Origin of the sequence: Mycetocola sp., assembly GCF_025464835.1 — a bacterium.
GTDB lineage: Bacteria > Actinomycetota > Actinomycetes > Actinomycetales > Microbacteriaceae > Mycetocola_A.
In genome coordinates this window covers 43,364-70,337 of sequence record NZ_JAODMP010000067.1, presented here as the reverse complement: position 1 = coordinate 70,337, position 26,974 = coordinate 43,364, and the positions used below count along the sequence as shown (strand labels likewise).

The 26,974-nt window shown below is 65.2% G+C and carries 27 protein-coding genes; 7 read left to right on the top strand and 20 right to left on the bottom strand.

The genetic code is table 11. The features are described 5' to 3' along the window. The 6 genes from JWP90_RS08465 to trpD form a co-directional block, all read right to left on the bottom strand. Nucleotides 1-236: 4a-hydroxytetrahydrobiopterin dehydratase (locus JWP90_RS08465; protein WP_297362439.1), on the bottom strand; the 236-nt coding region annotated here is incomplete at its 3' end. Beyond that, nucleotides 233-556 (bottom strand): hypothetical protein, encoded by a 324-nt coding sequence (locus JWP90_RS08460; RefSeq protein ID WP_297362437.1) that lies wholly within the window; start codon nt 554-556, stop codon nt 233-235. The genes JWP90_RS08460 and JWP90_RS08465, both read right to left, overlap by 4 nt. 61 nt (nt 557-617) lie before the next feature. Further along, the gene (gene dhaM / locus JWP90_RS08455) at nt 618-1,301 is read right to left on the bottom strand and encodes a dihydroxyacetone kinase phosphoryl donor subunit DhaM (protein WP_297362434.1); all 684 of its coding nucleotides are present in this window, start codon (nt 1,299-1,301) and stop codon (nt 618-620) included. Next, nucleotides 1,298-1,945 carry a dihydroxyacetone kinase subunit DhaL gene (gene dhaL / locus JWP90_RS08450; RefSeq protein ID WP_297362431.1) on the bottom strand — a complete coding sequence of 216 codons (648 nt, stop codon included), beginning with the start codon at nt 1,943-1,945 and terminating at the stop codon, nt 1,298-1,300. Before dhaL ends, dhaM begins: the two co-directional genes overlap by 4 nt. A gap of 33 nt (nt 1,946-1,978) precedes the next feature. Continuing rightward, entirely contained in the window at nt 1,979-2,977 is a 999-nt protein-coding gene (gene dhaK, locus JWP90_RS08445) for a dihydroxyacetone kinase subunit DhaK (RefSeq protein ID WP_297362428.1), read from the bottom strand. Between the two features lie 92 nt (nt 2,978-3,069). Next, nucleotides 3,070-4,137 (bottom strand): anthranilate phosphoribosyltransferase, encoded by a 1,068-nt coding sequence (trpD, locus tag JWP90_RS08440; protein WP_297362425.1) that lies wholly within the window; start codon nt 4,135-4,137, stop codon nt 3,070-3,072. Between the two features lie 142 nt (nt 4,138-4,279). Between trpD and JWP90_RS08435 the strand changes: the two genes are divergently transcribed. The 5 genes from JWP90_RS08435 (at nt 4,280) to JWP90_RS08415 (ending at nt 9,400) form a co-directional block, all read left to right on the top strand. Next, nucleotides 4,280-4,909, top strand: coding sequence for a heme-copper oxidase subunit III (locus tag JWP90_RS08435; protein ID WP_297362422.1), 630 nt, complete (start codon nt 4,280-4,282; stop codon nt 4,907-4,909). 20 nt (nt 4,910-4,929) lie between these two features. Continuing rightward, nucleotides 4,930-5,745, top strand: a complete 816-nt coding sequence (locus tag JWP90_RS08430) for a cytochrome c (protein WP_297362419.1) — start codon at nt 4,930-4,932, stop codon at nt 5,743-5,745. Nucleotides 5,746-5,788: 43 nt separating this feature from the next. Beyond that, nucleotides 5,789-6,871 carry a ubiquinol-cytochrome c reductase iron-sulfur subunit gene (locus tag JWP90_RS08425; protein WP_297362416.1) on the top strand — a complete coding sequence of 361 codons (1,083 nt, stop codon included), beginning with the start codon at nt 5,789-5,791 and terminating at the stop codon, nt 6,869-6,871. Continuing rightward, the gene (locus JWP90_RS08420) at nt 6,868-8,496 is read left to right on the top strand and encodes a ubiquinol-cytochrome c reductase cytochrome b subunit (protein WP_297362413.1); all 1,629 of its coding nucleotides are present in this window, start codon (nt 6,868-6,870) and stop codon (nt 8,494-8,496) included. The genes JWP90_RS08425 and JWP90_RS08420 overlap by 4 nt, the downstream gene beginning before the upstream one ends. A 157-nt stretch (nt 8,497-8,653) precedes the next feature. Continuing rightward, nucleotides 8,654-9,400, top strand: coding sequence for a methyltransferase domain-containing protein (locus JWP90_RS08415; RefSeq protein WP_297362410.1), 747 nt, complete (start codon nt 8,654-8,656; stop codon nt 9,398-9,400). A gap of 314 nt (nt 9,401-9,714) precedes the next feature. On the opposite strand, the gene JWP90_RS08410 is transcribed toward JWP90_RS08415, so the two are convergent. The 5 genes from JWP90_RS08410 to JWP90_RS08390 all read right to left on the bottom strand — a co-directional run bounded on the left by JWP90_RS08410 (nt 9,715) and on the right by JWP90_RS08390 (nt 14,845). Then, on the bottom strand, nt 9,715-10,131 hold the full coding sequence (locus tag JWP90_RS08410; RefSeq protein ID WP_297362407.1) for a cytochrome c oxidase subunit 4: 417 nt from the start codon (nt 10,129-10,131) through the stop codon (nt 9,715-9,717). Beyond that, nucleotides 10,131-11,861, bottom strand: a complete 1,731-nt coding sequence (gene ctaD / locus JWP90_RS08405) for a cytochrome c oxidase subunit I (protein WP_297362403.1) — start codon at nt 11,859-11,861, stop codon at nt 10,131-10,133. The genes JWP90_RS08410 and ctaD overlap by 1 nt, the downstream gene beginning before the upstream one ends. A gap of 2 nt (nt 11,862-11,863) precedes the next feature. After that, nucleotides 11,864-12,787: a cytochrome c oxidase subunit II gene (gene coxB, locus JWP90_RS08400; RefSeq protein WP_297362400.1), complete on the bottom strand. Its 924-nt coding sequence runs from the start codon at nt 12,785-12,787 to the stop codon at nt 11,864-11,866. A gap of 173 nt (nt 12,788-12,960) precedes the next feature. Then, entirely contained in the window at nt 12,961-13,320 is a 360-nt protein-coding gene (gene erpA / locus JWP90_RS08395) for an iron-sulfur cluster insertion protein ErpA (protein WP_297362397.1), read from the bottom strand. Between the two features lie 106 nt (nt 13,321-13,426). Continuing rightward, nucleotides 13,427-14,845: a dipeptidase gene (locus JWP90_RS08390; RefSeq protein ID WP_297362393.1), complete on the bottom strand. Its 1,419-nt coding sequence runs from the start codon at nt 14,843-14,845 to the stop codon at nt 13,427-13,429. A gap of 39 nt (nt 14,846-14,884) precedes the next feature. Between JWP90_RS08390 and JWP90_RS08385 the strand changes: the two genes are divergently transcribed. Then, the gene (locus JWP90_RS08385) at nt 14,885-15,472 is read left to right on the top strand and encodes a DUF3043 domain-containing protein (protein ID WP_367182695.1); all 588 of its coding nucleotides are present in this window, start codon (nt 14,885-14,887) and stop codon (nt 15,470-15,472) included. 30 nt (nt 15,473-15,502) lie between these two features. On the opposite strand, the gene JWP90_RS08380 is transcribed toward JWP90_RS08385, so the two are convergent. The 3 genes from JWP90_RS08380 to hisD all read right to left on the bottom strand — a co-directional run bounded on the left by JWP90_RS08380 (nt 15,503) and on the right by hisD (nt 18,521). Continuing rightward, on the bottom strand, nt 15,503-16,537 hold the full coding sequence (locus JWP90_RS08380; protein ID WP_297362390.1) for a quinone-dependent dihydroorotate dehydrogenase: 1,035 nt from the start codon (nt 16,535-16,537) through the stop codon (nt 15,503-15,505). Nucleotides 16,538-16,566: 29 nt separating this feature from the next. Next, a complete protein-coding gene (gene nrdR, locus JWP90_RS08375; RefSeq protein WP_297362387.1) occupies nt 16,567-17,061 on the bottom strand; it encodes a transcriptional regulator NrdR in 495 nt (164 codons plus the stop codon). A gap of 149 nt (nt 17,062-17,210) precedes the next feature. Continuing rightward, nucleotides 17,211-18,521, bottom strand: coding sequence for a histidinol dehydrogenase (gene hisD / locus JWP90_RS08370; protein WP_297362384.1), 1,311 nt, complete (start codon nt 18,519-18,521; stop codon nt 17,211-17,213). Nucleotides 18,522-18,619: 98 nt separating this feature from the next. Here hisD and JWP90_RS08365 point away from each other — a divergent pair, with 98 nt between their 5' ends. Next, complete coding sequence (locus tag JWP90_RS08365; protein WP_297362379.1) at nt 18,620-19,105, top strand: flavin reductase family protein; 486 nt, start codon at nt 18,620-18,622, stop codon at nt 19,103-19,105. Between the two features lie 2 nt (nt 19,106-19,107). On the opposite strand, the gene JWP90_RS08360 is transcribed toward JWP90_RS08365, so the two are convergent. The 6 genes from JWP90_RS08360 to JWP90_RS08335 form a co-directional block, all read right to left on the bottom strand. After that, nucleotides 19,108-20,718: a hypothetical protein gene (locus JWP90_RS08360; protein WP_297362377.1), complete on the bottom strand. Its 1,611-nt coding sequence runs from the start codon at nt 20,716-20,718 to the stop codon at nt 19,108-19,110. A gap of 71 nt (nt 20,719-20,789) precedes the next feature. Next, the gene (gene dnaE, locus JWP90_RS08355) at nt 20,790-24,308 is read right to left on the bottom strand and encodes a DNA polymerase III subunit alpha (RefSeq protein WP_297362374.1); all 3,519 of its coding nucleotides are present in this window, start codon (nt 24,306-24,308) and stop codon (nt 20,790-20,792) included. A gap of 36 nt (nt 24,309-24,344) precedes the next feature. After that, nucleotides 24,345-25,265, bottom strand: coding sequence for an RluA family pseudouridine synthase (locus JWP90_RS08350; protein ID WP_297362371.1), 921 nt, complete (start codon nt 25,263-25,265; stop codon nt 24,345-24,347). Continuing rightward, nucleotides 25,265-25,894, bottom strand: a complete 630-nt coding sequence (gene lspA / locus JWP90_RS08345; protein WP_297362368.1) for a signal peptidase II — start codon at nt 25,892-25,894, stop codon at nt 25,265-25,267. Before lspA ends, JWP90_RS08350 begins: the two co-directional genes overlap by 1 nt. A gap of 34 nt (nt 25,895-25,928) precedes the next feature. Further along, nucleotides 25,929-26,543, bottom strand: coding sequence for a DivIVA domain-containing protein (locus tag JWP90_RS08340; RefSeq protein ID WP_297362367.1), 615 nt, complete (start codon nt 26,541-26,543; stop codon nt 25,929-25,931). A 121-nt stretch (nt 26,544-26,664) separates the two neighbouring features. Beyond that, nucleotides 26,665-26,967, bottom strand: a complete 303-nt coding sequence (locus tag JWP90_RS08335) for a YggT family protein (protein ID WP_297362364.1) — start codon at nt 26,965-26,967, stop codon at nt 26,665-26,667. Nucleotides 26,968-26,974 lie beyond the last annotated feature (7 nt).

Here is a 26,974-nt window from a genome sequence, read left to right as displayed (position 1 = left end):
GTCACTCCCCCTGCATCGTGCGACGTGAGCGAGAAGGTCACTGAGCCCCAACCGAGAGTGACGTCGGGGTGATGGTTCATCGTCTCGGCGATCTCGGCGACGTCTGCGACCAGCCGGGCGCCGGCCGCGAAATCCGGTGTGCGGAAACCAGCCGTGAGCGCGCCGCCGGCGTGACGGAAGCCGCTCCCCCGCAACTCATCCGACGTCTCGGATGGCGACAGCGTCGGCCGCGTCATCGAGGATTCTTCGCCGCACGCCGTGGGCCGCGTAACGGCATCCCGAACTCGTCCAACGGCGAGTGCTTCTCGTGCTCGAGATTGTGATCGATGGGCGCCGGGCACTCAAGGACGGCGTTGCGCATCGAATGGTCGATGGTGTGCTCGGTCATCGGATGCCCGCACACCGGGCAGCTGGGCTCTGCACCGTTGCCGTCGCTGTCGTCGTTCGCGGACGTGATCGTCGGGGCGCCGAACGCCGGCATCAGTTTTCGGTCAATCCACGCAGCCGAGCGAACCAGCCGGCCGTCCGTGGTCTCCGTCTTCTTTGATCGGACCATGGGGCCATGCTAGCGAAGATTTGACGAAAGGGCACGGAACTGGTAGTGGCGCGTTCCTTGTTCAATCCTCGCCGAAGCCGGATGCGACCAGGTCGGCGAGTGCGTCGACGGCCGCCTGCCCGTTCGGGTCCTCAGTTGCGATTTCCACCTCCCGGCCCCGGACGAGCCCGAGAGCCATGATCGCGAGCAAGCTCTTGGCGTCCTTGCCGTTCACGGTCACTCGTGTCGGGAAGGTGCTGGCCAGCTTGACGAAATCGGCGGCGGGTCTGGCGTGCAGGCCGTCACGGTTCACGACGGTGACGACCCGCGCGTAGCCGACGGCTCCACCAGACGGTTCCTCCTGAACGGACGACGGCGTTGCGTTCGCCCCGATCGCGGTTCTCGCCGCAGCGGCAACGGCGGCCAGGTCCTCGCCCGTCTGCGCGGCCACAGCCGCCGCGACCCCGCCCTCGACAAGAGGCGCGTCCACGAGGACGATACGGGACCGCCGCTCATCGCCGAGGAGTTCGAGAGCGGTCTCAGCGGTGAGGATGGCGGATCCGAGGTCGCAGAGCAGAACAGCGCCGTCCCCGGTGTCCGCCTGCCCGATCGCTGAGACGATCCGGTCGAAGCTCGTGCCGATTCCGCCATCGTCGGTGCCGCCGGCGGCGAGGAGGGCAACGTCCGGTGCCATCTGCCTGGCAAGGTCGACAAGCCCTTCGGCGATTCGTGCACTGTGCGACACGAAAACGAGGCCCACCGTCATGCTGCGGCCAGCCGTGCCGCCACGTCGGCTGCGGCACGCAAGAGAAGCGACGTCGACTGCGCTCCCGGATCCCGATGGCCTATCGCCCGCTCCCCGAGATAGCTTGCCCGCCCCTTACGTGCAACAAGCGGCTCCGTCGCCCCCGCTCCGGCTGCCGCAGCCTCGGCAGCTACCCGGAGGATCTGCGCTTCGCTCGCCCCGCCCGCCAGGGCAGCATCGGCGGCCTCGACAGCGGGGGTCCACGCGTCGATCATCGTCTTGTCCCCGATTTCCGCCTTGCCGCGAAGGACAATCCCGTCGCGGGCCGCCCTGAGAAGTTCCACCACGGCGCTCCCGTCCAGCTCGGCGACACCGGCCACGGCTCCGGCGGCCTTGAGGTAGGCGGTTCCGAACAGCGGGCCGGATGCTCCCCCAACGGTCGAGATGAGAGTGGTCCCGACGAGCTTGAGTACGTCAGCGGGAAGCGCATCGCCGGCGACGGAGTCAAGCGTGGCGAGCACGGCAGAGAACCCGCGGTCCATGTTCTCGCCGTGGTCGCCGTCGCCGATCTCCCGATCGAGCGTGATGAGCTCGACCCGGTTCTCCGCGATGACCGTAGCGCTCGCCCTCACCCAGTCCAGGACCCAATCGGTACCCAGGCTCATCGGATGTCCTCTCGTCGTAACTCAGTCATCGGCTCAGCGGCCCCATCGGAGGGCGGCTGTCTGCACCGGGGCATCCCACAGCGCGGTCAATTCGTCGTCGAGTTTGAGCACGGAAAGCGACATGCCCTGCATCTCGAGGGACGTCGTGACATTACCGACAAGGGAACGGGTGATCTCGATACCCCGTTCGGCAAGCACCTGTGCGGCCCGCCGGTAGACGATGTACAGCTCGATCTGCGGCGTCCCACCCATTCCGTTGACCAGCAGGAGCGCTTCGTCCCCCGACTCGAATGGAATGTCGTCGAGGATCGGGCCGAGGAGACGGTCAACGATCGCGTCCGCCGGTTCCAGCTTGATCTTCTCGCGGCCTGGCTCACCGTGGATGCCGATGCCGATCTCGATCTCGTCGTCATCGAGCGCAAAACTCGGCTCGCCGGCGTGCGGCACAACGCACGGTGTCAGCGCGACGCCCATCGACCGGACCTGGCCGATCACCTTCTCGGCCACCGCGGCGACTTGGCCGAGAGAATCACCTCGCTGCGCTGCAGCGCCGGCGATCTTCTCCACGAGGACGGTGCCTGCCACTCCCCTGCGTCCGGCGGTGTACAGCGAATCCTGCACGGCGACGTCGTCGTTCACGATGATGCTTCGCACCTCGATTCCGTCAGCAGCTGCGAGCTCGGCTGCGGTTTCGAAATTGAGCACGTCGCCGGTGTAGTTCTTGACGATGTGCAGCACACCCCGCCCGCCGTTCACCGCGGCGGTCGCTGCGACGATCGGGTCAGGGGTCGGTGACGTGAAAACGGCGCCTGGGACAGCGGCGTCGAGCATCCCGAAACCGACGAACCCACCGTGCAGGGGTTCATGCCCGCTTCCGCCACCTGAGATGATCCCGACCTTCGCCGACGGCGCATCCGCCCTGACCACAAAGAGCGGGTCAGTGGAGGCTCTGACGATGTCTGCGTGCGCCGAGACGAACCCCTCGACCGATTCGGTGACGACGTCTTTCGGGTCGTTGATGAGCTTCTTCATTGAACTCTCCTGCTAGTCGCGAACCGGGACAAGACGCCTGCCGGGGCAGCCTGCACTCAACCTAGCCGTCGGATCGCCGGGGCGTAAGGGGTTCAGGACGCTGAGGCACGGCCCTGGGTGGCCCTGACCCACTCGTGGAGCTTCGCGGCTGCCCTGCCCGAATCGATCGACTCGCGAGCCACCGCCAGTTGCGCCTGGAAACGCTCCAGGATGCCGACCTGCATCTGCGAGGGATCCTCGGCGAGGCGATACGCGACGAGTCCGGCAGCAGCATTCAGCAGGACGATGTCCCTCACCGGCCCCTGCTCACCCGCCAGCACCCGGCGGACGACGTCCGCATTGTGCGCCGGGTCGCCGCCGACGAGGTCGCTCATTTTCGACCTGGCGATGCCCAGGTCGCGAGGGTCCAGGTCGTGTTCGGTGACCAGCCCACGGCTGACCTCCCAGATGTGCGAATGCCCGGTTGTGGAGAGCTCGTCGAGCCCGTCGTCGCCGCGAAAGACGAGAGCGGTCGCCCCACGGGTCTGGAACACACCGACGAACAACGGCACCCGGTCGAGCTGGGCGACGCCGACGGCTGAGGCCTCAGGCCTTGCCGGGTTGCAGAGCGGGCCGAGGTAGTTGAAGACCGTCGGCACCCCGAGTTCGGCGCGCACCGGAGCGGCGTGTCGAAACCCCGGGTGAAATGCTGACGCGAACGCGAAGGTGATGCCCGTCTCGGTGAGCGCGGATGCCACGGACTCCGGAGACAGGGTCAGGTCGATTCCGAGCTCGGACAGCACGTCGCTGGCACCGGAGGTGGAGCTCACCGCCTTGTTCCCGTGCTTGATGACCGGGACCCCGCTCGCGGCCACCACGAGGCATGCCATCGTTGAGATGTTCACGGTTCCGAACCGGTCTCCCCCGGTTCCGACGATGTCGAGCGCCATTGAATTCACCGGAAGCGGCACCGACTTTTCGAGGATGGCGTCCCGGAATCCGACGATCTCGTTGACCGATTCACCCTTCGCCCTGAGCGCGACGAGGAAGCCTGCGATCTGCGCAGACGAGGCCTCCCCGCTGATGACCTGTTCCATCGCCCACGTCGCCTCAGCGACGCTGAGGTCGTCGCCGTCGAGGAGCGTGGTGAGGACATAAGGCCAGCTTCGAGAATCAGACATGACTCAAATGGTATCCACCGCGCGTGCGTCGAGGAATTCACGGCGCATTCCCGGGTGCTGTTGAGGGTTTGTTGACCTGCGGAACTTGCGACGCAGGCCCAGAAAGGAAAAAACCCGCTGGGATATCGGCCATAATGGAGATGTGACGAGCACTTCATTGAACTATGCGGCGAGAGCCCCGAAGATCAACAGGCCAAACACTGTCGCTGTGGGCACCATCGTGTGGCTCGGCAGTGAGGTTATGTTCTTCGCGGGACTTTTCGCGATCTATTTCACCCTCCGGTCTGTAGCACCGGATCTCTGGGCAAGCGAGACCGCTCTGCTGAACGTTCCGTTCTCAACGGTCAACACGCTCATCCTGGTGGCGTCGTCGTTCACCTGCCAGTTCGGTGTGTTCGCTGCTGAGCGGATGCAGCCGCGGTCTGTCGGCTGGAAGCCCTCCCAGTGGGGCATGGTCGAGTGGTTCTTCCTCACCTATGCGCTCGGAGCGATCTTCGTCGCCGGCCAGATCTACGAGTACGCCATCCTCGTCAGCGAGGGTGTCTCGCTGTCCTCGAACGCGTACGGTTCCGCGTTCTACTTCACCACCGGTTTCCACGGTCTCCACGTCACAGGCGGACTCATCGCGTTCCTCCTCGTGATCGGTCGCGCATATGCCGTCAAGTCGTTCGGCCACAAGGAAGCGACAAGCGCCATCGTCGTCTCCTACTACTGGCACTTCGTCGATGTCGTCTGGATCGGCCTCTTCTTCGTCATCTACGTACTTCAATAGCAACCGGAGACATCACAGCAATGCCCAGGACACCATCCCCTTCCGCCGGCAAGAGCCGAAAGCAGGGTCGCCGCGGCCCACTCGCCACGATCTCTCTCCTCGCCGTCGGGCTCCTCTTCACGGGTGGCGCATATGCCGCCTTCTCGACGAGCACCGCCAGCGCTGAGACACCAGCAGCCGTCAGCGCCGCGAGCGTCGAGGATGGCAAGAAGCTCTTCCAGGCGAACTGCGCCTCGTGCCACGGCCTCGCCCTCGAGGGCACCGAGAACGCCCCCAGCCTCATCGGTGTCGGCGCGGCCGCCGTGGACTTCCAGGTCGGCACCGGGCGGATGCCCATGCAGGCTCACGGCCCGCAGGCCCCTGACAAGCCGGTCCAGTTCACCGAGGACCAGATCCAGTCGCTCGCACAGTACGTCGCATCCACCGCTCCCGGCCCGGCCATCCCGGACGAGTCCCTGCTCGACGGCGAGGGTGACGTCGCCAACGGCGCCGAACTGTTCCGCATCAACTGCGCCATGTGCCACAACGTCGCCGGCGCCGGTGGCGCTCTGACCGAGGGCAAATGGGCTCCTGGCCTGTCAGGCGTCGATCCTGCGCACATCTACGAGGCCATGGTCACCGGACCGCAGAACATGCCCGTCTTCAACGACACGAACCTCACCCCTGAAGACAAGCGGGACGTCATCTCGGCACTCAAGTTCATGGAAAACAGCCCCGCACCCGGCGGAAACCAGCTCGGATCGCTCGGCCCGGTGGCAGAGGGACTCTTCCTCTGGATTTTCGGTCTCGGCAGCATCGTCGCGATCACCGTGTGGATCACCGCACGGTCGAACTAGGCACGAGGCTTTAGAACAATGCGCAGAATTATGAAGGAGCAACATGGCACAGGACGGTAACAGCGGCACGGACATCGCCGCTGCGGACTCGTCGAACACCGGCCACGGCACAGAACACGCCGTCGGCACGGCGGTTGTCGCCAGGGACGCGATTGAGAACCCGGGATTCCCCCCTCACCGGCACCGGGTCACCGACCTGGACCCGAAGAAGGAGAAGCAAGCTGAGCGTACGGTTTACACGCTCTTCTATCTCTCCATCGTCGGCAGCGTGTGGGCTATCGCGGCGTACATGGCATTCCCGATCGTTCCGGAGGACATCGCCTCCGTCCGGACCAATAACCTCCTCATCGGCCTCGGCCTCGCGCTCGCCCTGCTGGCGCTCGGCATCGGGGCCGTGCACTGGGGCAAGGCCCTCATGCACGACGAAGAGGGCATCGACATGCGTCACCCCGTGCGAGGCACGGAAGACACTCGGGCCCGTGCCGTCGAGATCTTCGACCAGGCGAACCGGGAATCCGGTTTCGGTCGTCGGTCCCTGATCCGCAACAGCCTGATCGGTGCGCTCATCGCGTTCCCGCTCCCGGCCGTCGTTCTGTTCCGCGGGCTCGCCCCCGAGGGCCAGAACCCTGTCGACCTGCTGAAGCACACGATGTGGGAAGCCGGCGACAAGCTCGCCCGCGACCCGTCCGGCCTGCCAATCAAGGCATCCGACGTCACCATCGGGTCCGTCTTCCACGTCATTCCCGAAAAGCTGGCCAGCGTCGGACACTCCGAGGGTTACCTCGAGGAGAAAGCCAAGGCCATCGTCCTGCTCATGCGGCTCAAGCCCGAGGACCTCATCGAGGACGAGGACCGCAAGGGTTGGTCGTACGACGGAATCGTCGCATACTCGAAGGTGTGCACCCACGTCGGATGCCCCGTGGCGTTGTACGAGCAGCAGACTCACCACTTGCTCTGCCCGTGCCACCAGTCGCAGTTCGATGTCACCAACCACTGCGCCGTAATCTTCGGACCCGCGGCACGTCCCCTTCCGCAGCTTCCGATCGCAATCGATGACGAGGGCTACCTCATCGCCCAGAGCGATTTCAAGGAACCTGTTGGCCCGAGTTTCTGGGAGCGTCATTGAACACCGTCACGGCTCCGGCCGAACCAAAACCCGCAGTACCGGTTAAGAAGTCCGGTGGCTTCACCGCAGCTGCGTCGAACTACATCGACGAACGGACGAGCATCTCGACCGCCGTCAAAGAACTCGGCCGCAAGATCTTCCCCGACCACTGGTCGTTCCTGCTGGGTGAGGTGGCGCTGTACAGCTTCGTCATCATCCTGCTTTCGGGTACGTTCCTGACGTTCTTCTTCCAGGCGTCGATGGCCGAGGTCCACTACGAGGGCTCATACGTGCCGCTGAAGGGCATCGAGATGTCCGCGGCGATGGCGTCGACCATGGACATCTCCTTCGACGTCCGCGGCGGCCTCCTCATGCGCCAGGTGCACCACTGGGCAGCGCTGCTGTTCGTGGCGTCGATTGGCCTGCACATGCTGCGCATCTTCTTCACGGGTGCCTTCCGCAAGCCGCGTGAACTGAACTGGGTCATCGGGTTCATCCTCTTCATCCTCGCCATGGCCGAAGGTTTCACCGGTTACTCCCTGCCTGACGACCTGCTCTCCGGAAACGGCCTTCGCATCATCGACGGCATGGTCAAGGGCATCCCGCTCATCGGAACCTGGACATCGTTCCTGCTGTTCGGTGGCGAGTTCCCCGGCACAGACATCGTCGGCCGTTTGTACTCGTTGCACATCCTGCTGCTTCCGGCAATCATCCTCGTGCTCATCGCGCTGCACCTGCTGTTCGTCGTCGTCCACAAGCACACCCAGTACTCGGGACCTGGGCGCACGCAGCAGAATGTCGTCGGATACCCGGTCCTCCCCGTGTACGCAGCGAAGGCCGGTGGATTCTTCTTCATCGTCTTCGGTGTGGTCATGGTGATCGCCTCACTGTTCTCGATCAACCCGATCTGGAACTACGGTCCGTACGATCCGTCCCCCGTCTCCGCTGGAACCCAGCCTGACTGGTACATCGGATTCGCGGACGGCATCCTGCGGCTTGCTCCACCCCACCTGGACGTTGTGCTCTTCGACCACACCTTCTCGTTCGGGATTCTGATCCCGCTCGGTCTGGTCGGACTGTTCATCATGCTTGTGCTGTTCTACCCATTCATCGAGGCGTGGATCACCGGCGACAAGCGTGAGCACCACATCCTCGACCGCCCACGCAACGCTGCAACCCGCACCGCGATCGGCGCCGCCGGCGTCACCTTCTACGCAGTGCTCTGGGCGGCAGCGAGCTCCGACCTGATCGCTACGCACTTCAAGCTCACCATGGAAGGTGTCATCCACACCCTCCAGGTGATGCTCTTCGCCGGGCCGGTGATCGCCTACTTCATCGCCAAGCGGACCTGCCTGGCCCTGCAGAAGAAGGATCGCTCGATCGCCCTCCACGGCTATGAGTCCGGTCGCATCGTCCGCCTCCCCGGCGGCGAGTACATCGAGGTCCACGAGCCGGTCGACGACTTCGAGCGCTGGAAGCTCGTCAGCCACGAGTCGTACCAGCCGCTGATGATCCGCCCGGATTCCCGCGGACGCATCACCGTGGCCCAGCGCGTACGCGCCGGCCTGTCCCGGTGGTTCTTCGAAGACCGTATCGACCCGATCACCCGGGCCGAGCTCGAGTCATCGCACAGCAACCACCACTAGGGCGACTCACCTTCGACACGATCGGGCAGCGTTGACCCTCCACCGTTTGGCAGGGGGGCTTCGCTGCCCGTTCTGCGTTTCCGCCGGGTTCGAATCCGTTCCTTTCTCCCCCGCAGGCCCCCTCGTCCTCGGTTGTCAGAACGGGCACCGGGTCGACGTGAACAAGCGCGGCTACGTGTCCCTGTTGCCACCCCGGACGCGTGTCGTCGGCGACAGCGCGGAGATGCTGGCCGCCAGGGCCCGGTTCTTCGACACCGGCGCTTACCGGCCGATCGCCGACGCGGTCGCCCGAGCCGGCGCGGAGGCCGTGCCTGCCGCGGGCGCCCGCATCGCCGAGATCGGCTGCGGTACCGGATACTACCTCGCCGCCACCCAGGCGGCCATGCACTCCGAAGAGGTACTCGCCGCCGACTTGTCCCCTGCCGCTGTGCGGACCGCCGTCAGCAGTGTCCCTGGAGCGGCGGGCGTGGTGCTGGATGTATGGCAGCCGCTCCCGCTCGCCGACGCGTCACGGGATCTTTTGCTGAGCGTCTTCGCGCCGAGGAACCTGCCCGAATTCGCTCGCGTCCTCGCGGCCGACGGCTGCCTCGTCGCCGTCGTGCCCACCGGGCGTCACCTTCGTGAGGCGCGAGACGCCGGTCTCGCGCTCGACGTGCCCGAGGGCAAGGCGGACGACCTGGCGCGTGCAGCCGAGCCCTGGTTCGATGAGGTGGCGCGCACCGAGATCGAGTTCACGATGATCCTCGACGACGCCACCCTCAACCTTCTGCTCGGGATGGGACCGTCAGCGCATCACGCCCTCACAGCTGAGGGAAGCAGCAATCCAGCCGCACCCGAATCCGTGACGGCATCCGTCACGGTCCTCACCTTGCGGCGTTCACCAAATTCAGCAGATCCTTCCTGACCCTCGGCGTGTCGTGCGCGCCACACGGCGTGTCGCGACGGATCTGCTGAATTTGAGGTGTTGCCTCGCCGTGGCTGTGCTCCCCCTGGCCGCCAGCTCAGAGCCGACGCGGCTCATCGACACGACGGGGGCTCATGGGCACGACGGGGGCTCATGGGCACGACGGGGGCTCATGGACACGACGGGGGCTCACGGACACGATGCGGGTCCAAGACACGACGCGGCTCGAGGACACGACGCGGGCTCATCGACACCACGGGGGGAACAAGAAACGGCCAGGCGCTCAGCGCCTGGCCGTTCTTTCGTGCAGGTTTTCAGTGGGCGTGGAAGCCCCGGTAGTACTCGTAGGTCCACCCGACGACAGCGATCAGAAGGAGCGGTGCTGCGATGAACGAGATCCAGAATCCAACGGACAGCCCGAGCATCATGAGCGCTCCGCCGCCAGCGAGGACGATGGGCCACCAGCTCCACGGCGCGAAGTGCCCGAGTTCAGGGTCACCGTCGTCGATGTTGGAGCTGGGGATGTCCTCTGGCAGCTCCCCACCCTGGTGGCGGTGCACCCGGTTGAGGTAGAAGCCGAGGAACAGCGCCAGCAGCACCGACAGTGTCAGGGCCACCGCACCGACCCATTCGATGTCTCCGGTGAGCACGAGGCCCCAGACGACATAGGTGACAGCGACAAGACCGAAGAAGACCGCGAGGATCCAAAAGAGGTTGACGTTCGCTTTCATTACTTCACTTCACCTTCCGCGCGGTCGTACGTTGGTGCGTCAGGGGCGTCCTTCGCCGGGCCGATGCCGACGGGGATGCCGGCTTCGGGGTGGTTCAGGTCGAATGCGGGCCGCTCGGAGCGGATCCGCGGAATCGACGTGAAGTTGTGGCGAGGCGGCGGGCAGGAGGTCGCCCACTCGAGCGATCCGCCGTAACCCCACGGGTCGTTGACGGTGACCTTCGGCGCCTTGCGGGCTGTGATGTAGACGTTCAGGAAGAACGGAAGCATCGACAGCGCGAGAATCATCGAGCCGACCGTCGACAGCTGGTTCATCCACGTGAACCCATCCTCAGGCGAGTACGTCGCGTAGCGACGGGGCATGCCGACGACCCCGAGCCAGTGCTGGATGAGGAACGTGGTGTGGAACCCGATGAACAGCAGCCAGAAATGCCAGTAGCCGAGCTTCTCGTTGAGCATCTTGCCGGTCCACTTGGGCCACCAGAAGTAGAACCCGCTGAACATGGCGAAGACGACGGTTCCGAAGACGACGTAGTGGAAGTGCGCCACCACGAAGTAGGTGTCGGAGACGTGGAAGTCCAGCGGCGGCGATGCCAGGATCACACCGGTGAGTCCGCCGAAAGTGAAGGTGATGAGGAACCCGATCGCCCAGAGCATCGGGGTCTCGAAGGTCACCGATCCCCGCCACATCGTGCCGACCCAGTTGAAGATCTTCACCCCGGTGGGAACCGCGATGAGCATGGTCATCAAGGCGAAGAACGGCAACAGGACAGACCCGGTCACGTACATGTGGTGCGCCCACACCGTGACGGACAGCGCGGCAATCGCGATCGTCGCGTAGACCAGCGTCTTGTATCCGAAGATCGGCTTGCGGCTGAAGACCGGAAAGACCTCGCTCACGATACCGAAGAACGGCAGCGCGATGATGTACACCTCGGGGTGACCGAAGAACCAGAACAGGTGTTGCCAGAGGATCACTCCGCCGTTCTCGGCGTCGTAGATGTGTGCACCGAACACCCTGTCCGCACCGAGCGCGAAGAGGGCTGCCGCGAGGACCGGGAAAGCCATCAGGACGAGCAGCGACGTGACCAGGGTGTTCCAGGTGAAGATCGGCATCCGGAACATGGTCATGCCCGGGGCCCGCATGGTGATGATCGTGGTGATGAAGTTCACACCACCGAGGATCGTTCCGAAACCGGAGACGGCGAGTCCGAGGACCCAGAGGTTACCGCCGATACCCGGCGAGAACGTCGTACTCGATAGCGGGGCGTACGCGAACCAGCCGAAGGATGCTGCACCCTGCGGGGTCAGGAACCCGCCGACGGCGAGCATGCTGCCGAACAGGAACAGCCAGAACGAGAACGCGTTCAGTCGCGGGAACGCGACGTCGGGAGCGCCGATCTGCAGCGGCATGAGCGTGTTGGCGAAGCCGAAGAACAGCGGCGTCGCGAACATCAGCAGCATGATCGTGCCGTGCATGGTGAACAGCTGGTTGTACTGTTCCTTCGTCTCCAGGATGCTGAGCCCAGGCTCGAACAACTGGGCGCGGATGATCAGCGCCATCACGCCACCGATGCAGAAGAACAGGAACGAGGCGATCAGGTACATGTACCCGATCGTCTTGTGGTCGGTGGAGGTGATCCAGTTGACAAGCACGTTCCCCTTGCGCTCAACCGTGTTCCGGTTGATGACACGGGCCTGCCCGGCAGGAATCTCAATGGTGGTAGCCATGGCTAGTTACCTTCTTCTTCAACTTGCTCGACATCCTCGATGCGCTCCGGCGCGTCGATGCCCGGCAGCGTTGCGTTACGCGAGAACTCATCGCCGAAGTCTCCGACGTTGCCTTGGTCGGCGAGCGACTGCAGGTAGTTGTCGTACTCGGCCTGCGATACGACCTCGACGTTGAACAGCATCAGCGAGTGGTACTCGCCACAGAGTTCGGCGCACTTACCCGCGTACGTGCCCTCGCGTTCAGGCACGAATGACATGTAGTTGGTCTTACCCGGGAACATGTCCTTCTTGTAGAGGAAGTCGATGACCCAGAACGAGTGGATGACATCGCGCGATTCGAGAGCGATGGTGACCTCGGCGCCGACAGGCAGGTACAGCGTCGGGAGCTTCTCCTGGTCGATGGTGCCTGCAGCGGCCCCTTCTTCCTCTTCGGCTTGGACGCCGGCGTACCAGACGTCTTCACCGTTGACGGCTTCTTCGTAGATGAAGTCCCAGGCCCACTGCTTCGCGAAGACCGAGATCTCCACGTCGGGGTCCGCATGCTGGGTTTCGATCGCAGCCTGGTCGCGCGCCGTGAAGGCGAAGAAACCGAGGACGAGGATCAGCGGCACGATCGTGTAGAAAATCTCGATCGGCATGTTGTAGCGCATCTGGACGGGAAGGCCGCTCTGGCCCTTCCTGCGGCGGTAGACCACGATGGCCCAGATGATGAGCCCCCACGTGAGGAGACCCACGAGAAGGAGGATGATCCACGAGGTGACCCACAGACCGGCTACCCGCTCGGTGTGGTTGGTGACGGGCGGTTCGCCCTCCACGAAACCTGGAAGATAGCCGTGTAGTTCGGCCTGGGTACAGCCGGCCAAGACCACGGCGAGCGTGATGGCAACCGGTATAGCAGCCCATCGGAGTCGACGATTCGAGCGCACCTGGGACCTTTCGATGACAGAGTTATTTCAGCCTTCAGTCTAGCCCGATCCGGTGCCCGGCTCTGGACCATTTCAGGCTGATCGCGCGGATTCCGGCGGCTCTGCACGTGTTAAACGGTGCAGGGGACGCACCGTTCCCGGCGCGTCCCCTGCACGAAATCCTGAATATCCGCCTAGTGGAAGCTGTCTCCGCATGCGCAACTGCCGCCTGCGTTGGGGTTGTCGATGGTGAAACCCTGCTTCTGGATCGTGTCCTCGAAATCGATCGAGGCGCCGTCGAGATACGGAACGCTCATCTTGTCGACGATCACCTCGACGCCGTCGAAATCGACCGTCGCGTCACCGTCAAGCACGCGCTCGTCGAAGTACAGCTGGTAGATAAGGCCGGAGCATCCGCCTGGCTGGACCGCGACCCGCAGTCGCAGGTCGTCACGGCCCTCCTGTTCGAGCAGGCTCTTCACCTTGGCTGCTGCCGTGTCGCTCAGCCCGACTCCGTGGGTGGGCGGGGCGGATGTCAGCGTCGTGTCGCTCATGACTCTCCTTGGTAGATCGTGCTCGCAGGTATTGCGAATGTGGTTTCATTCTACGCATCTCAACCGGGTGGGGCCTGTGGGAATTCCCGACCTGTCGGATGATGCGTCAGCGTGCTTTCGCGTTGAGACGTCCGAGCAGCAGTGCCTCGGCGAGGATCGAGCGATGGAACACCCCGAGGTGCAGTGACTCGTTCGGGCTGTGCGCGCGCGAGTGGGGGTCCTCAACCCCGGTGACGAGGATTTCGGCATCGGGGAACTCGCGCACCAGGTCGGCGATGAACGGGATCGACCCGCCGACGCCGAGCTCGACCGGCTCCACTCCCCAGGCATCCGCCATCGCGCGTTTCGCTTCGCCGACCGCGTACCCGCTCGTGTCGACGAGGAACGGGTCGCCGAGGTCGAGGTCGTCGATCTCGATCGTCGCGCCGAACGGGGCGTTCGCCATGAGGTGTCGTTCGATTGCGTCGGCGGCATCCCTGGCGCTCTGGCCGGGAGCAACCCGCGCGCTGATCTTGACGGAGATGGACGGCGAGAGCGTGTTCGATGCGTTCGCGACCGTTGGGGCGTCGATGCCGGTGACGGTGATCGACGGCTGGGACCAGATCCGGCTGAGGATCGACCCCGTGCCGATCGGCTGGGTTCCCGGCAGTAGTCCGGCTTCGGCGCGGAGCTGCCCCTCCGAGTACTCAGGAGTGTCCCCCTCATGACGGGTGAGACCTTCGACGGCGACCGAGCCCGCCTCATCCCAGAGCGTCGCAAGCAGGCGGATGCCGGCGAGCATCGCATCCGGGACGGCTCCCCCGAACATGCCGGAGTGCGAGGCGTGCTCGAGGGTGCGGATCGTCAACCGGAAGGTGACGTTGCCGCGCAGGCCGATGGTGAGCGCGGGGGTTTTCTCGTCCCAGTTGTTCGAATCCGCGACGATGATCGCATCAGCGGAGAGCGCTTCACGGTTGTGGGACAGGAAATTGGCGAACGAACGGGACCCAAACTCCTCCTCCCCCTCGATAAAGAGGGCAAGGCCGAGGTCGAGGTCGTCGCCGTGCGTTTCGGTGAGCGCCCGTAGGGATGCGATGTGCGCCATGACCCCTGCCTTGTCGTCTGCGGCGCCTCGTCCGTAGATGCGGTCTCCGCGCACGGTCGGTTCGAAGGGCTTCGACTCCCAGTCCTCGTCCTTGCCAGGGGGCTGGACGTCATGGTGGGCGTAGAGCATCACGGTTGGCTTGCCGTTCCGGGCGCGGCGGGTGGCGAGCACGGCCGGCTGACCGAGTTCGCTGCTGTTCCCGATCGGCGCCTGAAGAATCTCGACGATGTCGAACACCCCGGTTGCCTCGGCCAGCGCGGCAACCGCCTCGGCGCTCTGGCGCACGTGCGCGGGATCGAATGCGGCCCAGGATACGCTCGGGATCCGCACCAGCCTCGCCAGATCCGCGATGGTCGACGGGAGACCTGTCGCGACCGCCTCACGGATCGCTTCGTCTGCGGCCGGTGGAACGGATGGGACGTGCTCGGCGGTATCGGTCATGCAGGTAATCTTAAGAGATATCCAGCGCAAGGACTCATCGTGACCAAGCACACCCCAGACTCGCCTTCCGAGCCCGTTACCGAAACCGCCCAGGAGGCGGCCGCCCGTCTTGCGGCAGGCAAGGGCCGTCCAACGCCGACCCGGAAAGAACGGGAAGCACTCAATAAACGGCCCCTCGTTCCAGGTGACCGCAAGGAAGCGGCTCGCGCGGCGAAGGCCAAGATGGCTGAATCGCGCGAGAAGGCCCGACTCGGCCTCGCCGCAGGCGAGGAACGGTACCTTCCGGTGCGCGACCGTGGTGTGCAGAAACGCTTCGTCCGCGACTTCGTTGACTCCCGGTTCAACATCGGTGAGTTTCTCATCCCGGTGATGTTCCTCGTGATCATTCTCACCCTGTTCCCGCCGGTGGTTCAGGTTTACGCGATGCTGCTGCTGTGGGTCTTCTTCGGCATCGCGGTCCTCGACGGGATCTGGCTCGGGATCCAGGTGAGGAAGCGGCTCGCTGCCAAGTTCGGTGAGGCATCCGTTGAGCGCGGTGTCCGCTGGTACGCAGCCATGCGGGCGTTCCAGCTTCGTGTGCTCCGTCTGCCGAAGCCGCAGGTCAAGCGCGGGCAGCGTCCCGCCTGATCGGTTCCCCCGGTCTCACCTCAGGTCTGCTCAGGAGACGGACGCCAGACGGCTGAGCTCCCGGTTGATCTGCCGCGCCCACAACGGGCCGCGGTAGAGGAACGCCGTGTAGCCCTGCACGAGCGTCGCTCCTGCGGCGAGACGTTCGGCGACGTCCGCGCCAGACTCGACCCCGCCGACCGAGATGACGCAGAGGCTCGGGGGGACGGTTGCGCGGATGAGCCGGAGGACCTCGAGGGATCGCGCCGCGAGCGGCGCACCTGAGAGCCCTCCTGCGCCTGCCGTCTCGATGACGGCCGCCGGAGTTGACAGCCCGGCCCTGGAGATGGTCGTGTTGGTTGCGATGATCCCATCCAGATCGACCTCTACAGCCAGTTCGGCGATCCGGCGCACTTCATCGTCGGTGAGGTCTGGAGCGATCTTCACGAGGAGCGGTGTGGCGCCGGCGGCATCCTTCACAGCGGCGAGAAGCGGCTCGAGTTTGTCGAGCTCCTGCAGTCCCCGCAACCCTGGCGTGTTCGGTGAGCTGACGTTGACAACGAGGTAGTCGGCGACAGGGGCAAGCAGCCTGGTGCTGGTGAGGTAGTCGGCGATGGCGGCATCGACACCGACGACGCGGCTCTTGCCGATGTTGACGCCGAGCACAGGCCGCCCCGGGACGTTTCGCACGCGAGCCAGCCGGCGCGCAGCGGATGCCGCTCCCCCGTTGTTGAAGCCCATCCGGTTGATCACAGCGCGGTCGGGAACGAGCCTGAACAGTCGACGTTTCGGGTTCCCCGGCTGCGAATGAGCGGTCAGGGTTCCGACCTCCACGTGACCGAACCCCAGGGCGCCGAGGCCGAGAACCGCTTCGCCGTCCTTATCGAAGCCGGCAGCGAGGCCGAACGGCGTGTCGAAGTGCAGGCCGAGGGTGTCGACGCTGAGATCGACCGTCGGGCGGGTGAGCCTCCGCGTGAGCTTCGAGAGCCCGACGGCGGGCAGTGCCCGGATCACGTCGAAGGCAAGGTGGTGGGCGCGTTCAGGATCGAGCCTGGACAGGACGGAGGTGAAGAGAATGCGATACATGCCTGTGCAAGGTTACCGCGCAGACGGTGTCACGCCTGCGCCGGCTCCGCAGTCGCGTCCTGGGCGGCTTCCGTGGTCTCGTGTTCGTTCCTGAGCAGCGTGATGGCGACCTCGAAGTCCTCGAGCGAATCGAACGCCTGGTAGACACTCGCGAATCGGAGGTAGGCGACCTCGTCGAGTTCACGCAGCGGCGTGAGGATGGCGAGCCCGATCTCGTTGGCGTCGATCTGGCTGGTGCCGGTCTGCCGGATGGACTCCTCCACCTTCTGCGCGAGGATGGCGAGGTCTGAGTCCGTCACCGGCCGGCCCTGGCAGGCCTTGCGAACACCTGAGACGACCTTCTCCCGACTGAACGGCTCGACCACTCCGCTGCGTTTGATCACGTTGAGGCTGGCAGTCTCCGTTGTCGAGAAGCGACGGCCGCACTCGGGGCACTGCCGGCGTCGTCGGATGGAGAGTCCATCGTCGCTTGTCCGGGAGTCGATGACACGGGAATCGGGATGACGGCAGAACGGGCAGAACATGGATCAAGACTAGTCGAGGGCGGTGCCCAGGGCCCCGCGCGGCATCCACCCGTGGGAGGCTCGCGCGGGTGTTACCGGCACGCGCGGGCGCGATCGCCCCAGCGCACAGCAAAAACACCCGTGCGCGAGGCGGCCGGTGCCGGCACACCTCAGCCGGTCGGGAACCGCGCAGTGATCGCGTCGCCGTGCGCCGGCAGGGCTTCGGCGTGCGACAGAGCAACCACCTGGGCCGCCACGTCGGAGAGCGCCGCACGGTCGTACTCGATGACCTGCTGAGGGCGGAGGAACGTGTACGCGCCGAGCCCGGACGCAAACCGCGACTGGCCACCCGTCGGCAGGACGTGGTTGGACCCGGCGAGGTAGTCGCCGAGGCTGACCGGCGAGTGCGCCCCGAGGAAGATCGCGCCGGCGCTGGTGATCCTGGCGAGAACTGCGTCGTTGTCCGCGGTCTGGATCTCGAGGTGCTCAGGGCCGTAGGCGTTGCTGAACCTGGCGGCTTCGGTCAGGTCGTCGACCAGGACGATGGCCGACTGCGGTCCGCCGAGAGCTTCTGTGACGCGGGCGGAGTGCTCCGTCGTCTCGGCGAGCCTCCGCAACTGCGCTGTGACGGCATCCGCAAACTCCGGCGAGTCGGTCACGAGCAGCGACGCTGCTGCTTCGTCGTGTTCCGCCTGGCTGACGAGATCAGCGGCGACGAGGGATGGGTCGGCCTGGCTGTCGGCGATGACAAGGATTTCGGTGGTGCCCGCTTCGGCGTCGATGCCGACGACGCCGCGGACAAGTCGTTTCGCCGCCGCGACATAGATGTTCCCGGGGCCGGTGACGACGTCGACCGGCTCGAGGCCCAGTGAGGGGACGCCGTACGCAAGCGCGCCGATCGCGCTCGCCCCACCCATCGCGTAGATCTCGGTGATACCGAGGAGCCCGGCTGCGGCGAGGATGGTCGGGTGGACCGCTCCCCCGTGCTCGCGTTGCGGCGGGGACGCGAGTGCGATCGATGCGACGCCGGCGACCTGGGCGGCGACGACGTTCATGACCACGCTTGACGGGTAGACGGCTTTGCCGCCGGGAACGTACAGGCCGACCCGGTCGACGGGTTGCCAGCGCTGCCGGACAGTGGCGCCAGGGGCGAGGGTCGTCGTCGCCGGGGCGGGGACCTGCGCGCTGGTTGCGGAGCGCACCCGGTCGATCGCAAGCTCGAGCGCTTCGCGCACGGCGGGGTCGAGGGCTTCGGCGGCGGCGGCGACCGCGGCGGGCTCCACCCGGATCCGCACATTCTCCACGCCATCGAACTGTGCTGCGTGTCTCTGGAGAGCGCTTTCGCCGTCTGCTCTCACTTCGTCGATCAATCGGCGGGCGGCGTCGGAGGCGACAGACACGTTCACTGTCGGTCGCGGGATGAGGGACAGCAATTGCGCGCGGGTAGTCTGGATTCCGCGGAGGTCGAGAGTCTGGATCATGGCGAACCCAGCATATCTGCCCAGCCTTGCCGGCTGCTGCCGGGCGCCTGCCTCAACCCGCCGACATCCGTCTTGAGAGAAAGCACACGATGAACCCGATGCAACCCGACCTTGACGCTTTCAAAGCGGCTTTCCGCCGCCACGCCGCCGGCGTCGCGGTGATCACCGCACGGGACGCGGCCGGAGTGCCGGTCGGCTTCACCGCAACGTCGCTCGCGTCGCTGGCCGCCGTTCCCCCGCTCGCCACGTTCAACATGGCGAAGAGCGCGAGTTCCTGGCCGGCGATCGCTTCAACCGACCGGGTCGCGATCCACATGCTCGGCACCAGGAACCGCCGGCTCGCGGAGATCATGAGCGGCGATCACGCCGCCAGGTTCATCGGTGACCACTGGCATGAAGGGGAGGACGGTCTGCCCATCCTCGACAGTGTCACCACATGGATGACCGGCACGATCATCGAGCGGTTGTCCGTGCACAACAGCGCGGTCGTCGTTGTTCAGATCGAGGGCGGCGAGATCGGCCCGGACGACGAGCCGCTCATCTACCATGAGCGTCGCTACGTCCGCCCGGGCGACATCGCGTGAGGTCAGCCTCGCGTGATTCCCTCGAGATTGCGGAGCACACCGACTCGGCCGTCGTCGTGGCGAAGCACGAGTTCTGAGCCCCGGTCCATGATGGCGAGAGCCCACGCGCTGGGGCCGATCTCGAACACCGTGGCCCCGGAGACCTCGTCGACGACAGGGCGCGGCACCGGCGAATAAACCCAGAACGGCTGCGTCGAGAACACAGCGGTGGGCTGTTCCTGGATCAGACCGGAGCTGTCAGCCGCCGGCCCTGTCGCGGTGCGGGCGGAGACATGGCCGAGCGCAGACAGCGGTGCCGGCCCGTCGTTCCGTGCGCCCTCGATCGTGACGTCGCTGCGGTCTTCGTCGTCGAAGTCCTCGTCGGTGTACTCGGTGAAGGGCACCGCGCCGACGGGCTGTGGGTCGACGGCTGGCACGTCTGTGGCGACGAGGCCGGGCGAGACGGCCCGGGGTTCATCGGCGGGAGCCGTCGGCAGGGCTCTGGTTGCCTCGTCCGGCCCGGCGGAGGGCTGTTCGACAGCCCGGTGCTCGGCAGACGCGTCGACAGTGCCTGCCGCCGGCCCGTCGACCGGCTGCTGGCTCGGCGACGTTCCCGGCTGATAGACGACCGCGCCGACCGGCGCGGCGGCTGCCGGCGCGGCCGAGAACGGTGCGGCGTGGTCATCGGCAGGCAGTGGGGCCGGCTGCGATCCTTTGCGCTTGTAGGCGGCGAACTGGCCGGGGCGGGCCTGCTGCATGGGCATCCCGGGGTGCGCTGCCGGCTGCTCAGCTGCCGCTTCAGTGCGTTCGGCGCGCGGACGACGGGGCACGGCGGAGGCGGGACGAGCGACCGGGTGGGCGCTGGTCTCCTGCCGGCTCGCGAACTCTTCACCGAGAACCGGAAGACCGGGCGCCAACGTTGTGACGGCGACGGCGACGAGCGAGAACACCAGACCGACGAAGACCCCGGCGCCCGGCTCGAGGATGTCCGAGCCGCCACCGAACCAGGCGGGGAATCCGGCGATGAGGAACAGCGCGCCGACGTAGAAGCCGGCGGTCACCACGGATGCCGCCGAAGCGAACTGGTCGACCGAAAGGGACCCGACTGCCAGGCGCCGGACGCCGAAGATCCGGCGGACCACGATCAAAAAAGCGGCTGCGACGAGAACGAGTGCTGCCGGGATGACGAGCCAGCCGGCTGGTGCCCACGCGCTGGCGTAGCCGAAGACATCGGCATAGTCGCCGCTGAGGAACGGGAGTAAAGACCCAAGCAGGACGAGTGCTGTTGCCCCCAGGAAGACCGCCTCACGCAGGGTGAACGGGCCGACCCCGTACGGCACGCCGTTCGGGTCGGTTTTCGGGCGGGGCTGGCGGGGCTGGCGCGGCTGACGCTGCTGCACGGGGAGAGCGGGAGCCGGCTGCTGTGGAGAGAACATCGGATACGGCTGCGGCGACTGGGGCTGGGTCGAGTAGTTCGGCTGCGGCGGTTGCCCCTGCCCCTGCCCCTGGAAGGGGGGCTGCGGGTATCCGCCGGGTTGCGCATAGGGTGGCTGCGGCAGGAATGGGGCCGATAGCGGCTCCCCTGGGACCGGCCCGGTGCCTTGAGGCTCAACGGGCGTGTTCGGGTTCGACATGGGGAATCCTTCGTTTCTTGCAGTACTGACGGTCGCCGCGCGGGCGGGAGGTGTCGGGTTCGAGCGTAGTGTCAACCGAGGCAGTTCGGGCCGAGCAGCGATTTCAGCTCGCCGAACAGGTCCGGTGTCACCTTCACCGGGTAAGGGATCTCGAAGACGCGGGCGACGTCACCACGGACCAGCTTCAGCCGTACCTCCGCGTCGCCTGAGTGGCGGGTGAGGATGCCGCCCAATTGGGTCACGAGTTCGGTCGTTGCACGCGCGTCCGGCATGGTCAGGGTCAATGGGCCCGACACTCCGCCCGAGTCCACCTCGGGCGAGAAGATGCTGTACGCGTGCAGGTTCATTCCGTCGTCGCGCATGCTGACCCGCCCGCGAACGACGACCACGGAGTCGTTGATGAGGGTCGGTGCGAACTCCTGGTAAGCCTTGCCCATGAACATGACGGTGATCTCTCCGCCGAAGTCTTCGACCTGGATCATCCCGTACTGGTTGCCGGAGGTCTTCGCGACCCGGTGCTGCACACTCGTGACCAGGCCGGCGATCGTGACCGTGTCACCGTCCTGGGTGTGCTCCGAGGTGAGCAGATCCGTGATGGTTGTCGTGGCGTGCTTGGCGAGCTGCAGTTCAAGGCCGGCGAGCGGGTGGTCGGAGACGTACAGCCCGAGCATCTCGCGCTCGAAGGCGAGCTTGTCCTTCTTCGACCACTCAGGGCGGTCGGGTGCGGATTCCGCGGGCGCGTCGAGGTCGAAGATGCCACCGAACAGATCCACCTGACCGTTGGCTTCATTACGTTTCAGGCTGACGGCGCTGTCGACGGCGTCCTCGTGAACTTCGATCAGGCCACGGCGGGTCGCGCCGAGCGAGTCGAACGCCCCGGCCTTGATGAGCGATTCCATCGTGCGCTTGTTCGCGACCTGGAGCGGAACCTTACGGAGGAAGTCGTGGAACGAGGTGAACTCCCCCTCACGCTCCCGAGTTGCCTTGATGGCGTCGACGACGTTGAAGCCGACGTTCCGGACCGCGCCGAGCCCGAATCGGATGTCTTCGCCGACGGCGCGGAAGAAGCCGATGGATTCGTTCACATCGGGCGGGAGCACCTGGATGCCCATTCGGCGACACTCGTTGAGGTAGATCGCCGCCTTGTCCTTGGAGTCGCCGACGCTGGTCAGCAGTGCGGCCATGTACTCGGCCGGATAGTGAGCCTTGAGGTAGGCGGTCCAGTAGGAGACGACGCCGTATGCCGCGGAGTGTGCCTTGTTGAACGCGTAGTCGGAAAACGGCAGGAGAATGTCCCAGACGGCCTTGATCGCGGCGTCCGAGTAGCCGCGTTCACGCATCCCACCGCTGAAGCCTTCGAACTGCTTGTCGAGCTCTGACTTCTTCTTCTTGCCCATCGCCCGGCGGAGGATGTCTGCCTGGCCGAGCGAGAAGCCGGCTAGCTTCTGCGCGACGCTCATCACCTGCTCCTGGTAGATGATCAGCCCGTGCGTTCCACCGAGGATCTCCTGAAGCGGTTCCTCGAGTTCCGGGTGGATGGGTGTGATCGCCTGCAGTCCGTTCTTACGCAGGGCGTAATTCGTGTGCGAGTCGGCGCCCATGGGGCCTGGGCGGTACAGCGCGATGACCGCCGAGATGTCTTCGAAGTTGTCTGGCTTCATCATGCGCAGGAGGCTGCGCATCGGACCACCGTCGAGCTGGAACACACCGAGGGTGTCTCCCCGTGCGAGCAGTTCGTATGCGCCCGGATCGTCGAGTGCGAGCGATTCCAGTTCGATCCTCGTGCCCCGGTTGGACTCGATGTTGTCGAGGGCGTCGCTGACGATCGTCAGGTTGCGCAGCCCGAGGAAGTCCATTTTGATCAGCCCGAGGGCCTCACACGCCGGATAGTCGAACTGGGTGACGATCTGGCCGTCCTGCTCCCGCTTCATGATCGGGATGATGTCGATCAGCGGATCACTCGACATGATCACACCGGCGGCATGCACACCCCACTGCCGCTTCAGGTTCTCGATGCCGAGGGCGGTGTCGAAGACGGTCTTCGCTTCGGCATCCGTCTCGACGATTGTGCGGATGTCGACGGCCTCTTTGTAACGCGGGTGCGTCTTGTCGAAGATTCCGGTGAGCGGTACGTCCTTGCCCATCACGGGCGGCGGCATCGCCTTGGTCAGCTTGTCGCCCATGCCGAACGGGAAACCGAGCACGCGCGATGAGTCCTTGAGCGCCTGCTTGGCCTTGATCGTGCCGTAGGTGACGATCTGCGCCACGCGTTCGTCGCCGTACTTCTGTGTGACGTAGCGGATCACTTCGCCACGTCGCCGGTCATCGAAGTCGACGTCGAAGTCGGGCATCGAGACGCGGTCGGGGTTGAGGAATCGCTCGAAGATGAGCCCGTGCACGATCGGGTCGAGGTCGGTGATCTTCATGGCATACGCGACCATGGATCCTGCACCGGATCCGCGGCCAGGGCCGACGCGGATGCCGTTCTCCTTCGACCACTTGATGAAGTCGGAGACGACGAGGAAGTAACCGGGGAACCCCATCTGGACGATGACACCGGCTTCGTAGTTCGCGCGCGCCCGCACATCGTCAGAGATGCCGTTTGGATAGCGTTCGACGAGGCCGCGTTCGACCTCCTTGATGAACCAGGTTTCTTCGGTCTCTCCTGCGGGGACCGGGAATCGGGGCATGTAGCTGGCGCTGGTGTTGAACTCGACATTGCAGCGCTCGGCGATCGCGAGGGTGTTGTCGCAGGCATCAGGGTGGTCGCGGAAGATCTGGCGCATTTGCTGCGCGGACTTCAAATAGAACTCGTCGGCATCGAACTTGAACCGGTTGGGGTCGTCGAGGGTCGACCCTGACTGGACGCAGAGCAGTGCCGCGTGCGCTTTCGCGTCGTGGGCGTGCGTGTAATGGAGGTCGTTGGTGGCGACAAGCGGAAGGTCGAGTTCTTTCGCCAGGCGGAACAGGTCGGTCATGGTGCGGCGTTCGACATCGATGCCGTGGTCCATGACTTCACAGAAGAAGTTGTCTTTGCCGAAGATGTCGCGGAATTCGGCGGCGGCCGCTTTCGCTTCGTCGTACTGGCCCAGCCGGAGCCTGGTCTGGATTTCACCACCGGCGCAGCCGGTCGTGCCGATCACTCCCTTTGCGTAGGTGGAGAGAAGTTCCCTGTCCATGCGCGGTTTGAAGTAGTAACCCTCGATCGAGGCGAGCGACGACATCCGAAACAAGTTGTGCATGCCCTCTGTGGTCTCCGAGAGCAGCGTCATGTGGGTGTACGCACCGCTACCGGACACATCGTCACGGCCCTGCGCGCTGGTTCCCCAGCGCACCCGGGTCTTGTCGCTCCGGTGGGTGCCCGGGGTGATGTACGCCTCTGTGCCGATGATCGGCTTGATTCCAGCGGCCGTAGCGGTGCTCCAGAAATCGAATGAACCGAACATGTTGCCGTGGTCGGTGACGGCGACCGCCGGCATCCCTTCGGCGACAGCCGCTTCGATCAGGGGTTTGACGCGCGCCGCACCGTCGAGCATCGAGAACTCGCTGTGGACATGGAGGTGAACGAATGAGTCGTCAGATGAGGGCAAGACTTCTCCGGAGAACTGAGGGGCTGGACACCAAGCCTAATCCTCACGGAGGACATCGAGTGCGTGCTGAAGGTCTGCGGGGTATGGCGCGTCGTAGCGCACCCACTCCCCCGAGCCCGGGTGCGTGAACGAAAGCCGGGCAGCGTGCAGCCACTGCCTGGTGAGTCCGAGGCGGGCCGCGAGGGTCGGGTCGCCGCCGTACAACGGGTCGCCCACGCACGGATGCCGCTGAGCTGCCATGTGGACGCGGATCTGGTGGGTCCTTCCACTCTCGAGGTGGATCTCGAGCAGTGATGCGCTGGGGAAGGCTTCGATGGTCTCGTAGTGCGTGACCGACGGTTTTCCTTCAGCGGTGACGGCGAATTTCCAGTCGTGCCTCGGATGCCTGCCGATCGGCGCGTCGATGGTGCCGGCGAGCGGGTCTGGGTGGCCCTGGACGATGGCGTGATACACCTTCTCGACCTCACGGTCGTGGAAGGCGCGCTTGAGGTGGGTGTAGGCACGTTCGCTCTTGGCAACCACCATGAGTCCGGTGGTCCCGACATCCAGCCGGTGGACGATCCCGGCGCGCTCAGCCGAGCCTGACGTCGACACGGTGTATCCGGCGCCGGCGAGAGCCCCGAGAACGGTTGGCCCGGTCCAGCCGACCGAGGGGTGAGCCGCGACGCCGATGGGCTTGTTGACGACGATGATGTCGTCGTCATCGTGCACGACGGCGAGATCGCTCACGATCACCGGGACGACGACCGGCTCCTGCCGCGGGGCCCAGGTGACGTCGAGCCATGCTCCGGCGCGGAGCCGATCCGACTTGCCCGCCTGCCGGCCGTCGACGCTCACACCGCCGGCTTCGGCGACCTCGGCCGCGAAACTGCGGGAGAACCCGAGCACTTTGGCCAGGCCGGCATCGACTCGTACGCCGTCGAGCCCGTCTGGCACGGGCAGGCTCCTGTTTTCCATCAGGCGTCCGACCGGTGCGGTTCGACCTGCGGCTCGACCGTTCCTGCTCGGGACGCCGGGGATTTCTCCGCGTCCTGTGCAGCGCCGTCCACCAGGTTACCGGGCTTCGAGGAAACCGATCGGGTCCCGTCGAGGTTGATCCCACGGATGGTGAGCAGGATGAACAGCCCCATGCTCGAGACGATGCAGATGTCGGCGATGTTGTAGATCGCAGGGATCATCCACGGGGTGGAGATGAAGTCGATCACGTGTCCGAGACCGAACGACGGCTCCCGGAACAGCCGGTCGGTGAGGTTACCGAGAACCCCACCGAGCAGCAGCCCGAAGACGACGGCCCATCCGATCGAACGGATGCGTCTGGCCAAGACGATGATCACGACGGTGACGACGGCAGCGAGGATCGAGAAGATCCAGGTGCTGCCGGCGGCGAGCGAGAACGCCGCCCCCGGGTTCTTGACGAACTGCAGAATGAGCAGATCGCCAAGAACCGTCACCTGCTCGCCCAGCGGCAGGTTGGAGACGACGAGATATTTCGCGAACTGGTCGAGCGTCAGAGCCGTTACCGCAAGGATTGCGAGAAGGACCAGCGCCCGGACGCTGGGAGGACCAGCCGGTGTTTTCCTGGGCAAGAACTTTATTCTGGCGAAGTCGATTCCGGCGAACTCAGACCTTGGACTTTTCGCTGGTCGCGTAGCCGGAGCCCGCGCCCTGCGTGCCCGGACCGCCGTTGGCGTCGAGTTCCTTGAGCTGGCTCTCGATGTAGCCGCGCAGCTTCTGGCGGTACTCACGCTCGAAGATACGCAGTTCGTCGATCTTCTTCTCGAGGGTTGAACGCTCCTCGTTGAGGATGTTCATCTGCGCGCGCTGCTTGGCTTCAGCCTCGGCGACGACACGTGCCGCTGTAGCGTGGCCCTCGGCAACGAGGGAGTCGCGCTTTTCGGCGCCTTCACGGACGTGCTCGTCGTGGAGACGGCGGGCCAGCTGGAGCAGGCTCGACGAGGATTCGGAGTCGTCCTGCGCGGAGGTGGCGGGCTCGACAGGTGCCGAGGCCACGGGGGCGGGCGCTGGTGCTGCTTCTGTGACGGTCTCGCCCTGGCGGGTGTCGCCGGAGTCCGATCCTTCGAGGCGCGCCTTCAACTCCGTGTTTTCCTGCAGCAGGCGACGCAGTTCGACGACGACCTCGTCCAGGAAGTCATCGACTTCGTCCTGGTCGTAGCCCTCACGGAACTTGGTCTGCTGGAACTGCTTGTTGACTACATCTTCCGGAGTTAGCGCCATGGCTTCCCACCTCTTACTTGATTGAGCTCGAATGGACGTGCCAACGCTAGCAAAGACCGGCAACGGCTGCTGGTAGAGAAACGGTTGGGCACGAGACTTACAGGATACCCCGCCAGGGAAATCAGCGCAGGAGCGCGTTCACCAGCGTCATCGCGACGATGACGCACAACATGGTGAGGCTCCAGCCGAAATCCAGGGCGAGGGCGCCGATCCGCACGGGGGGCAGGATGCGACGGAAGAACCGGATTGGAGGATCGGTCAGCGAGAAGACAAGCTCTGCGGCGACAAGTCCGGTGCCGGTCGGCCGCCAACGCGGCTTGAACGAGCGAGCCAGATCAAGGCCGAATCTTGCCCACATGACGAAGAAATACAGCAGGAGGGCGAAGTACAGAATGTTTCGGAGAAACGAAAGAACGGAGTCCACCCGTCAA